At 68.2% G+C, this 11,128-nt stretch carries 10 protein-coding genes and 1 pseudogene; 7 read left to right on the forward strand and 4 right to left on the reverse strand.

The genetic code is table 11. The features are described from left to right. Nucleotides 1-14: 14 nt before the first annotated feature. The 3 genes from AC3IFE_RS35080 to AC3IFE_RS35090 form a co-directional block, all read right to left on the reverse strand. The gene (locus AC3IFE_RS35080) at nt 15-1,544 is read right to left on the reverse strand and encodes a CoA-acylating methylmalonate-semialdehyde dehydrogenase (RefSeq protein ID WP_489195072.1); all 1,530 of its coding nucleotides are present in this window, start codon (nt 1,542-1,544) and stop codon (nt 15-17) included. A gap of 112 nt (nt 1,545-1,656) precedes the next feature. Then, entirely contained in the window at nt 1,657-3,363 is a 1,707-nt protein-coding gene (locus tag AC3IFE_RS35085) for an AMP-binding protein (RefSeq protein WP_489195074.1), read from the reverse strand. A 181-nt stretch (nt 3,364-3,544) separates the two neighbouring features. Then, nucleotides 3,545-4,678 (reverse strand): acyl-CoA dehydrogenase family protein, encoded by a 1,134-nt coding sequence (locus tag AC3IFE_RS35090; protein ID WP_489195076.1) that lies wholly within the window; start codon nt 4,676-4,678, stop codon nt 3,545-3,547. Nucleotides 4,679-4,815: 137 nt separating this feature from the next. Here AC3IFE_RS35090 and AC3IFE_RS35095 point away from each other — a divergent pair, with 137 nt between their 5' ends. The 6 genes and pseudogenes from AC3IFE_RS35095 to AC3IFE_RS35120 all read left to right on the forward strand — a co-directional run bounded on the left by AC3IFE_RS35095 (nt 4,816) and on the right by AC3IFE_RS35120 (nt 9,500). Continuing rightward, nucleotides 4,816-5,850: an AraC family transcriptional regulator gene (locus AC3IFE_RS35095; RefSeq protein ID WP_489195078.1), complete on the forward strand. Its 1,035-nt coding sequence runs from the start codon at nt 4,816-4,818 to the stop codon at nt 5,848-5,850. A 121-nt stretch (nt 5,851-5,971) separates the two neighbouring features. Next, nucleotides 5,972-7,531: an NfeD family protein gene (locus AC3IFE_RS35100; protein WP_489195080.1), complete on the forward strand. Its 1,560-nt coding sequence runs from the start codon at nt 5,972-5,974 to the stop codon at nt 7,529-7,531. Further along, nucleotides 7,528-8,301 (forward strand): slipin family protein, encoded by a 774-nt coding sequence (locus AC3IFE_RS35105; RefSeq protein ID WP_489195082.1) that lies wholly within the window; start codon nt 7,528-7,530, stop codon nt 8,299-8,301. Before AC3IFE_RS35100 ends, AC3IFE_RS35105 begins: the two co-directional genes overlap by 4 nt. A gap of 56 nt (nt 8,302-8,357) precedes the next feature. Further along, nucleotides 8,358-8,503 (forward strand): annotated as a pseudogene (locus AC3IFE_RS35110) (metal-dependent hydrolase); the annotation flags it as partial. A 79-nt stretch (nt 8,504-8,582) separates the two neighbouring features. Continuing rightward, on the forward strand, nt 8,583-8,870 hold the full coding sequence (locus tag AC3IFE_RS35115) for a hypothetical protein (RefSeq protein ID WP_489195084.1): 288 nt from the start codon (nt 8,583-8,585) through the stop codon (nt 8,868-8,870). 255 nt (nt 8,871-9,125) lie between these two features. After that, nucleotides 9,126-9,500 (forward strand): DUF2917 domain-containing protein, encoded by a 375-nt coding sequence (locus AC3IFE_RS35120; protein WP_301738265.1) that lies wholly within the window; start codon nt 9,126-9,128, stop codon nt 9,498-9,500. 187 nt (nt 9,501-9,687) lie between these two features. On the opposite strand, the gene AC3IFE_RS35125 is transcribed toward AC3IFE_RS35120, so the two are convergent. Beyond that, nucleotides 9,688-9,966: a hypothetical protein gene (locus AC3IFE_RS35125; RefSeq protein ID WP_027807295.1), complete on the reverse strand. Its 279-nt coding sequence runs from the start codon at nt 9,964-9,966 to the stop codon at nt 9,688-9,690. Nucleotides 9,967-10,803: 837 nt separating this feature from the next. On the opposite strand from AC3IFE_RS35125, the gene AC3IFE_RS35130 reads away from it, so the two are divergent. Beyond that, nucleotides 10,804-11,128: solute carrier family 23 protein (locus AC3IFE_RS35130; RefSeq protein ID WP_489195087.1), on the forward strand; the 325-nt coding region annotated here is incomplete at its 3' end.

Raw genomic sequence — 11,128 nt, forward strand, 5'->3', positions numbered from 1 at the left:
GTTTCCTCCGCCGCTCAATGCAGCCGGATCGTCGTGTTCACCGGGCCGGCCGTCGTGTCGTCGTCGAACCAGCGCGCGGTGACCGTCTTGGTCTGCGTGTAGAACTGCACGACCTGCTTGCCGTACGGGCCGAGATCGCCGAGCTTCGAGCCGCGCGAACCGGTGAAGCTGAAGAACGGCACGGGCACCGGGATCGGGATGTTGATGCCGACCTGCCCGACGTCGATCTCGCTCTGGAACTTGCGTGCGGCCGCGCCGCTCTGCGTGAAGATGCCCACGCCGTTGCCCATCGGGTTCGCGTTGACGAGCGCGATCGCTTCGTCGAGCGTGTCGACCTCCATCACGACCAGCACGGGGCCGAAGATTTCATGCGTGTAGATCGACATATCGGTCGTCACGCCGGAGAAGATCGTCGGGCCGATGAAGTTGCCTTCCTCGAAGCCCGCGACCTTCACGTCGCGGCCGTCGAGTTCGAGCTTCGCGCCTTCCTTGATGCCCATGTCGATCAGCGACAGAATCCGCGCCTTCGCGCCGCGCGACACCACCGGCCCGACGTCGGTGCCCGCTTCGGAGCCCGCGTTGACCTTCAGCGTCTTCGCCTTCGCGACGAGATCGGGCAGCCATTCGCGCGCGTTGCCGACCAGCACCGCGACGGAAGTCGCCATGCAGCGCTGGCCGGCCGCGCCGAAGCCCGCGCCGACGAGCGCATTGATCGCCTGCTCGCGGTTCGCGTCGGGCAGCACGATCGCGTGGTTCTTCGCGCCCATCATCGACTGCACGCGCTTGCCGTTCTGGCTGCCGAGGTTGTACACGTGCGTGCCGACGGCCGTCGAGCCGACGAACGAGATCGCCTTCACGAGCGGATGCGTGCAGATCGCATCGACCACTTCCTTGCCGCCGTGCACGACGTTCAGCACGCCCTTCGGCACGCCGGCCTCGATCGCCAGTTCGACGAGTTCCATCGTCGACATCGGGTCCTGCTCGGACGGCTTCAGCACGAACGTGTTGCCGCACACGATCGCCATCGGGAACATCCACAGCGGAATCATCGCAGGGAAGTTGAACGGCGTGATGCCCGCGCACACGCCGATCGGCTGACGCAGCGTGTAGGTGTCGACGCCGCCCGCGACGTTCTCCGCGAATTCGCCGAGCTGCAGCGTACCGACCGAGCACGCGTGCTCGACCACTTCGAGGCCGCGGAAGATGTCGCCTTCGGCATCGGGAATCGTCTTGCCCTGCTCGGCCGTCAGCGTCTTCGCGATGCGCGGCTGGTTCGCGCGCACCAGATCCTGGAACTTCAGCATGATGCGCATGCGCGCGGAAATCGGCGTGTTCTTCCACGTCGCATACGCGGCGTGCGCGGCCCGCACCGCCGCGTCGACTTCCGCGACGGTCGCGAACGGCACGCGCGCGAGCACCTGCTGCGTCGCCGGGTTGACGACGTCGCGCCACTCGCTCGTGGCGGACTCGACGAAAGCGCCGTCGATCAGCAGCTTGACCGTCGGCACGTCTTGCCCCGTGCGGGGCGTCGGATTCGCGTTCATCAGCGTTTTCTCCTTGCAGTGAGCCGCGTGGCATCAGGCAACGCGCGGCCGGTTCGGTTCAGTGCGACTGCGGACGGCGCGCCGAAAAATGCGGCGCGCGGCCCGCGGCCGGTCATTTCAGTTCGGCGGCGAAATCCTCTTCCCAGTACTCGCCGGGCATGCGCTCGGTCGCATCGTCGCCGCGCTCGATCTCGCGGCGGCGCAGCTCGACGCGGCGGATCTTCCCCGAGATCGTCTTCGGCAGCTCCGCGAATTGCAGGCGGCGAATACGCTTGTACGGCGCGAGCTTCTCGCGCGAGAAACGGAAAATCTCCAGCGCGAGCGCAGGGCTTGCTTCATAGCCCTGGCGCAGCGTGATGAACGTCTTCGGCACCGACAGCCGCACCGGGTCCGGGCTCGGCACGACGGCCGCCTCGGCGATCGCCGGATGCTCGATCAGCACGCTTTCCAGTTCGAACGGGCTCAGCCGATAGTCGGACGACTTGAACACGTCGTCCGCGCGGCCGATATAGACGTAGTAGCCGTCGTCGCGGCGCATCGCGATGTCCGACGTGCGGTAGTGGCCGTCGCGCATCGCGTGGGCCGTCGCGTCGGGATTGTTCGCATAGCCTTTCATCAGCCCGACCGGGCGCGTGACGTCGTCGCCGCTCGGCAGCGCGACCTCGCCTTCGGTCACCGGCGCGCCGTCCGGGTCGAGCAGCGCGATCCGGTAGCCGGGCAGCGGCCGGCCCATCGAACCGGCGACGACCGGCTGGCCCGGCGAGTTGCCGATCAGGCAGGTCGTCTCGGTCTGGCCGTAGCCGTCGCGAATCGAAATGTTCCACGCCTTCTTCACGCGCTCGATGATCTCCGGATTCAGCGGCTCGCCCGCGCCCACGATCTCGCGCAGTTTCACGTCGAACGACGCGAGCGGCTGCTGCACGAGCATGCGCCACACGGTCGGCGGCGCGCACAGCGTCGTCACCCGGTATTTGACGAGCGCATCGAGCACGACCTTCGGCTCGAAACGCGCATAGTTGAATGCGAACACGCAGGCCTGCGCATTCCACGGCGCGAAGAAGCAGCTCCACGCGTGCTTCGCCCAGCCCGGCGAGCTGATGTTCCAGTGGATGTCGCCCGGCTGAAGGCCGACCCAGTACATCGTCGACAGATGGCCGACCGGATAGGTGCGGTGCGTGTGCTCCACGAGCTTCGGCTTCGACGTCGTGCCCGACGTGAAGTACAGCAGCATCGGATCGTTCGCGTGCGTGACGGCATCCGGCTCGAACGCGGCGCTTGCCGCGTAGCCGTCGTTCATCGCGAGCCAGCCTTCGCGCGGCGCGCCGGCGACGATCTTCTGCTTGAGGCCGAGGCCGGCCTGCTCGAACTTCGCGGTTTCGTTTTCGTCGACGATCGCGTAGGTCGCGCCGCCGATCTGCACGCGGTCGCGCACGTCGTCGGGCGACAGTTGCGTGGTGGCGGGCAGCACGATCGCGCCGAGCTTCATCGCGGCCAGCATCGCATCCCACAGCTCGACCCGGTTCGGCAGCATCAGCAGAATGCGGTCGCCGCGCACGACGCCGATCGAACGCAGCCAGTTCGCGATCCGCGACGAACGCTCGGACATCTGCGCGAAGGAATACGGATCGCCCGTGCCGGTCGCGGCGTCGACGATCCACAGCGCGGGCTGGTCGTTGCCGCGCGCCATCGGGTCGAAGTAGTCGAGCGCCCAGTTGAACGCATCAAGCACCGGCCATGCGAAATCGCGATACGCGGTGTCGTAGTCGGTGCGATGGCGCAGCAGAAAGTCGCGTGCGTCCAGGAATGCCTGTACCGTCATGTGTCGTCTCCGTCCAGTCTCCATGCCCAGCGGTCAACCGGCGCAGGTGCCGCGGCACCTGCGCCGTTCCGTGTCGCACGGCGCACGGTCACGTCGTTGCGTGCCGCGTTCGCCGCGCTGCCTTCCTGCTTCGTGCGCCTGCTTGTTCGATTGCGTGGTGTCGGATGGCGCGCGCCGCGACTCAAAGCTGCCGCGCGATCACCATTCGCTGCACTTCGCTGGTGCCTTCGTAAATCTGCGTGATGCGCGCGTCGCGATAATGACGCTCGACTTCGTAATCGGCCAGATAGCCGTAGCCGCCGTGGATCTGGATCGCATCCGAACACACGCGCTCGGCCATCTCGGACGCGAACAGCTTCGCCTGCGACGCTTCCGACAGGCACGGCAGGCCGGCCGTGCGCAGCTTCGCCGCGTGGTGCACGAGCAGGCGCGCGGCGTTGATCTGCACGGCCATGTCGGCGAGCTTCTGCTGGATCGCCTGATGTTCGGCGATCGGCTTGCCGAACTGCACGCGCTCGCCCGCATAGCGGCGCGCCTTGTCGAACGCGGCACGGGCGATGCCGAGCGCCTGCGCGGCGATGCCGATGCGCCCGCCTTCGAGGTTCGACAACGCGATCTTCAGCCCTTCGCCGCGATTGCCGAGCAGGTTCGCTTCCGGAATCGCGCAGTTCTCGAACGTGATCGGGCACGTATCCGACGCGCGAATGCCCATCTTCTTCTCGGGCTTGCCGACGATGAAGCCCGGCGTGTCGGTCGGCACCAGGAACGCGGAAATGCCGCGCTTGCCGGCTTCCGGGTCCGTCATGGCAAAAACGATCGCCACACCGGCGCGCTGGCCGTTGGTCACGAACTGCTTCGCGCCGTTCAGCACCCATTTGCCGTCGCGCAGTTCGGCCCGCGTGCGCAGGTTGTTCGCCTCGGAACCCGCATGCGGCTCGGTCAGGCAGAATGCGCCGATCACGCGGCCGGCCGCCATGTCGGCCAGCCAGCGATCCTTCTGCGCGGGCGTGCCGAAGCCGAGGATCGGCCCGCAGCCGACCGAGTTGTGCACGCTCATCATCGTCGCGCACGCGGCGTCGCCGGCCGCCACTTCCTCCATCGCCAACGCATAGGCGACGTAGTCCGTATACGAGCCGCCCAGTTCCTGCGGCACGATCATCCCGAGCAGGCCAAGCTCGCCGAGCTGCGCGACGATTGCGTCGGGCAGGTGCGCGTCGTGGTCCCACTGCGCGGCGTTCGGCGCCAGCATCTCGGTGGCAAAGGCGCGCGCGGCGTCGCGGATCATCCGCTGGTCTTCGGTGTAAAGCTCGTCCATGGTGCTGCTGTCTCCCGCGGCCGCCGGGCGCGACCGTCCTTGCGTTTCGATGCAACAAGTGTAGGCAAGCGCGCGCGACTGTTCGATGCTCGCGTCGCTCATTTACACTGAGCGTTTTTGCCACACCGGCGACACCGATGAAGCAGGAAGACAAGGGAACCGTCGCGATCAGCCTCGTCGCGTACAGCGTCGCGCTCGCCACGCGGCGCGGCGTCGCGGCCGAGCCGCTGCTCGCGCAGGCCGGCATCGCGCCGGCGCTGCTCGGCCAGCCGCGCGCACGCGTGTCCGCGCAGCAATACGGCGCGCTGTGGAACGCGATCGCACGCACGCTCGACGACGAGTTTTTCGGGCAGGATCGCCACCCGATGCGCAGCGGCAGCTTCATCGCGATGAGCCAGGCGGCGCTGTCCGCGCGCGACGGGCTGCATGCGATGGCGCGCGCGGTGAACTTCATGCACTGCGTGCTCGACGACCTCCATGCGGAACTCGACGCGAATCCACAGCGCGTGCGGCTGCGTTTCGTGCACCGCAACAACGGCGCGACGCCGGCGATGTTCACGTACGCGACCTATTTCATCATCGTGTACGGGCTCACCTGCTGGCTGATCGGCCGGCGCATTCCGCTGCTGCACGCGAGCTTCCGCTGCGACACGCCGCCCGCCGACCACGAATACCCGTCGATGTTCTGCGACGACATACGTTTCAACGAGCCCGATTCGTATGTCGATTTCGATCCCGAATTCGCGACGCTGCCGGTCGTGCAGAACGCGAAGACGCTGAAGACGTTCCTGCGCAACGCGCCGGCCAGCTTCATCGTCAAGTACCGCAACCCGAACGCGCTCGCGCAGCGCGTGCGCGCGGTGCTGCGCGGGATGCCGCCCGCCGCGTGGCCGGGCGCGGGCGGGATGGCCGCGCGGCTGCACGTGGCCGAGGCCACGCTGCGCCGCAAGCTGCACCAGGAAGGCCACGCGTACCAGTCGATCAAGGACACGCTGCGGCGCGATCTCGCGTTCGAGGCGCTCGCCGACCCCGCCCGCACGATCGCCGACGTCGCGGCCGCGACCGGATTCGCCGAGCCGAGCGCGTTCTACCGCGCGTTCCGCAAATGGAGCGGGCGCAGCCCGGCCGACTATCGCGACGAAGTGCTCGCGCGCGGCGGCGGCGCAAGCTGACGCCGGCCGGCGCGGCCGCCACTTCGCGCTTTCCGCCGAAACCGCCTAATCTTCAAGCATCGGGCCCACGCCCTTTTCGCAAGCCGGACGGTACGCGGCCGTGCGCCGCCCGGACGTCCCGATGCGTTTTCACCGTCATGAGCCGCCGCCTGTGCCTGCCGCGCCCGGCGGCCGGCCCCGTCACCCGCTGTCCGCGCGGGTCGCGCGCGCCGCGCTGTTCGCGGCGCTGCTCGTCGTATGCGCCGCGCTCGCCGCGCCGCCATCGGCCGACGTGCCCACCGCGCGCCCGGTCGTCGTGATTCCCGTCAACGGCGCGATCGGCCCGGCCAGCGCCGATTTCATCGTGCGTTCGCTCGACCGCGCGGCCCGCGAGCACGCGCCGCTCGCGATCCTCCAGCTCGACACGCCCGGCGGCCTCGATACGTCGATGCGGCAAATCGTCAAGGCCATCCTCGGCTCGCCGGTGCCGGTCGCCGCGTTCGTCGCGCCGGGCGGCGCGCGGGCGGCGAGCGCGGGCACCTACATCGTCTATGCGAGCCACTTCGCGGCGATGGCGCCCGGCACCAACCTCGGCGCGGCGTCGCCCGTGCAGTTCGGCATCGGCGGCGCCGCGCCGCCGGGCGCCAATCCCGGTGCGCCGCGACCGACCGGTGCGGCGGGCACATCTGACGCGTCCGCCACGGCGGCCGCGCCGCCGACCGACACGCAATCGACCGAGATCCGCAAGGCAATGCAGGACGCGTCCGCGTACATCCGCGGCCTCGCGCAGTTGCGCGGGCGCAATGCCGAATGGGCCGAGCGCGCGGTGCGGGAAGCCGTAAGCCTGTCGGCGAACGAGGCGCGCGCGCAGCACGTGGTCGACCTGATCGCGCAGGACCCGGCCGATCTCGCGCGCCAGCTCGACGGCCGCGCGGTGACGACGACGGCCGGCACGCTGCATCTCGCCACCGCGCACGCGCCGCTCGTCGTGCTCGCGCCCGACTGGCGCAGCCGCTTCCTCGCGGTTATCGCCGATCCGAACGTCGCGCTGATCCTGCTGACGATCGGCATCTACGGCCTGTTCTTCGAATTCGCGAACCCCGGTTTCGTGCTGCCGGGCGTCGCCGGCACGATCTGCCTGCTGGTCGGGCTGTTCGCGATGCAGTTGCTGCCGATCAGCTATGCGGGCCTCGGGCTCGTGCTGCTCGGGCTCGGCTGCCTCGTCGCCGAGGCGTTCCTGCCGACCTTCGGCGTGCTCGGCTTCGGCGGCATCGTCGCGTTCACGATCGGCGCGCTGATGCTGATCGACACCGACGTGCCCGGCTACGGCATTCCGTGGCCCGTGATCGCGAGCCTCGCGCTCGGCGGCGGGCTGCTCGTCGCGGGCGTGTCGAGCGTCGCGCTGCGCGCGCGCCGCCGCCCGGTCGTGACCGGCGCCGAGGCGATGCTCGGCAGCATCGGCGAAGTGCTCGACGACGGCCTGCAGCCGGACCAGCCGCAGCCGCACGGCGCGGCCGGCGCACCGCCGCCGTCGGCCGCCGGCTGGGCGCGCGTGCACGGCGAGCGCTGGCGCGTGGCGAGCAGCATGCCGCTGGCCGCCGGCTGCCGCGTGCGCGTGACCGGCCGCCACGGGCTGACGCTGACGGTCGCGCCGCTCTACGACGCGCCCGCCCCCGCCCATCCCCACGGAGAACCTTCATGATCGGTTACACGTTCGGCTTCAGCAGTGTCCTGGTCGTCTTCGTCGTGGTGCTCGTCGCGTCGTCGATCCGCATCTTTCGCGAGTACGAGCGCGGCGTCGTGTTCATGCTCGGCCGGTTCTGGAGGGTGAAGGGGCCGGGGCTCGTACTGATCATTCCGATCGTCCAGCAGGTCGTGCGGATCGACCTGCGCACCGTCGTGTTCGACGTGCCGGCGCAGGACGTGATCACGCGCGACAACGTGTCGGTGAAGGTCAATGCGGTCGTGTATTTCCGCGTCGTCGATCCCGAAAAGGCCGTGATCCAGGTCGCGCGCTTCTTCGAGGCGACGAGCCAGCTCGCGCAGACGACGCTGCGCGCGGTGCTCGGCAAGCACGAACTCGACGCGCTGCTCGCCGAGCGCGAGCAATTGAACGCGGACATCCAGAAGACGCTCGACGCGCAGACCGATGCGTGGGGGATCAAGGTGTCGACGGTCGAGATCAAGCACGTCGACCTGAACGAAACGATGATCCGCGCGATCGCGCGGCAGGCCGAAGCCGAACGCGAGCGGCGCGCGAAGGTGATTCATGCGGAGGGCGAATTGCAGGCGTCGGAGAAGCTGCTGCAGGCCGCGCAGCGGCTCGCGCAGCAACCGCAGGCGATGCAGTTGCGCTATTTGCAGACGCTGACGACGATCGCCGCGGACAAGAATTCGACGATCGTGTTTCCGTTGCCGGTCGATCTGCTGGGCGCGTTGCTGGATCGGCTGGGGCCGCCGCGCGAGCATTGAGACGCGCTGCGGCGGCCCGCGCGACGCCGCGGCTGCGGCGGCTGCGGCCGATGCCGATGGGCGCGGCGCCGCGCTACTTCATGCCGGGCTATACGCCGCACCACGAAGGCTCGACCGAGCAGGCGCTCGCCTACCTCGCGCGCTCGCCGGCCGCACAGGCGGCCGCGCACGGCGGCAACCGGGCACGACAGAAGGCGCATGACGGGGTGGCCGGCCGGTTCGGCGGGCGGCGCCCGCCGAAATGCGTACAATCGCGGCTTCAATTTCCAGGAGGTGCCGCGATGGCGATGAAGAAAACCGATCTCGAAAAGAACAAGGCGCTCAAGCTGACGCAAGCGATGAAACAGTCGAGCTCCGCGCGTTTCGGCAAGGGCGCCGACGAAGCGGCCAAGCTGGATCGCCGCGCACAGCGCAAGCTCGACCAGGAACAGGGCCTCGTGCCGTTCGCGTGCAAGCTCAACGCCGAGCTCGTCGAACAGCTGAAGGCCCGCGCGGCCACGCACCCGGAAGGGATGACAGGCCTGCTGTCCGAACTGCTCGTCAACGGCCTCGCGCGACGCGACGCGTAACCGCCACGCCACGCGTCTCGACATTTCCATTGACACGGCTGCGCGGCCGCGACACACTCGTTCGCATGCCTACGTTCAAGCTCGTCGCCATCGCGATTCATTGCCCGGTGAACATTCGAAAGAATGGATCACGGGAGGCGCTTGTGCGTTAGCAATCGAGCAGTACCGCATGTCACACAAGGCCTCGCCGGAAACGGATGAGGCCTTTTTGTTCTGGTGCACGTCATCCGTCCGGCTCACTGAATGGAGAAGACGATGGACCAGGCAAGCCCGCTGTTTGACCGTCCCGATCGGCGCGTCGCCGGCACGATCGCGTTACCGACCGTCGTGATCCGCTTCGCGGTCGCGCCGCGTACGACAATGACGTGGCGCGCGCCGCAGGACGCGGAGATCCGCGCGCACGGCGCGGCGCTGTGGATCACGCGCCCGCCCAGCGTCGACGATTACTGGGTGCGGCCCGGCGACGTGCTGCGCATCGCGCGCGGCGAGCGCATCTGGCTCGGCACCGATGCCGACCAGTCCGCCGAAGCGACGATCACGACCGCGTACGTGCGGCGCGGCGAACGCATCAGGCGCATGCTCGCGCAAGTGCAACGTTGGCTCGTCGGGATAGGAAGAAGGAGTGGATGAGCGGCGTGCGTGCCGTTGTTTCGCATGCGTTTCATGCGTCAAGCACGCGACACGCGCCACTGCCGCGACAGGAAACGGACGCACCCGCGGCGCAACGCGCCGCAGGTGCGCATCGGAGGACGCGGCACGCCGGCGCGTGCCGCGAGTGATCGCGCGCCGTGCGCAGCAACGGGATGCAGCAACGGCATCAGGTGCTGGCGGCGAGACGCGGGCCCGTGCTTCGGGGCGTGGCATCGAGGTCGGGACGTTGCGCGGCCTGCGAGGTCACCCACGGATCGATGCCCTGCTTCTGCACCTCCTCGAGGAACGACACACGTGTGCGCCAGTAATCCGCCTGTAATTTCGCATCGATGACGCGCTGTTCGGCTGCGAACAGTTCCATGCGCGCCGTCACGAGCATCGACGCAGCGGTTTTTTCCGGCGTGGGGGCGTGTCGCATCGCCCAACGGCTGATCCAGTTCAACATGCTGACCTCCGTGATTACGGACGAACCCGCATCGGGCAATCGCAATCGGCCGCGCCTGACCGGCCGTGCCTGACCGGCCGTGCCTGCCCGAACGCGCAACGGCCTTGACCGCCATTCACCGCCTGGCCTGCACGGACTGCGACTCCCCGCGTCGGCAATGACCGGCCGGCGTGTGCGTGCGCGGTTTATCTATCCTAGAAAGACTTGCCGGTTTACGCGATGGGGTCTTGCAATCTTTTACACAGAAACCACAGTCGCCTTCGCATCGCGAAATGACAGTTGCCGACGGGACGGCTTCGGCGCAGGATAGCCCGATACTTGCGGCCGCCTGGACTGACGAATGGCCGCTGCATACAGGTCGCCGTGTCGTGTAGCCGAACCGGCGGCACACGTGCATTCGCTCGCACGCGCCGCGTGCACCGCGTTCGTGCAGCATGCGGGCGCACCGTTTCAGTCGCATGTCATCGCGCACCGGCTGCATGCGACGCAGCCCGCTGGCCGTTGCGCACGCATCGGCTGCGTACGCATCGACCGGTCTCGCCGGCCTGTCCCGCGCCCCTACCGCGCCCCTACGCGCGTTTCCCGCGTTTCCCCCATTTCTGCCGGCCCGCACCACGCGAACCGGTAAAATGCGCGCCTTCGCCACGCGAGCAGGCGCCAGACTGTTCCCGCGCGCACAACCGATCGTGCCCTCCAACTATATCGTCCGAGCTATCCCCGCTATTACAATCCGCCGATAGCCGGACAATAGTGGCTGGTTACAGTTAGCCGGCCGCGCTGCCTTACAACAATTCGGCACAACAATCAACACGACAACTCGACCGGAGAAACGCCTTCATGGAATCCATCAAGCGGTATTTCGGCTTCGCTGAAGCCGGCACCGATTTCCGCACCGAAATACTCGCGGGCGTCACCACGTTCCTGACGATGGCCTACATCATCTTCGTCAACCCCGCGATTCTCGGCGACGCCGGCATGCCGAAGGAATCCGTGTTCGTCGCGACCTGCCTCGTCGCGGCGCTGGCGTCGATCATCATGGGGCTCTACGCGAACTACCCGATCGCCTGCGCGCCCGGCATGGGCCTGAACGCGTATTTCGCGTACACGGTCGTCAAGGGGATGGGCTTCACGTGGCAGGCCGCGCTCGGCGCGGTGTTCATCT

The organism is Burkholderia sp. APQ4-4ca (genome assembly GCF_057837105.1).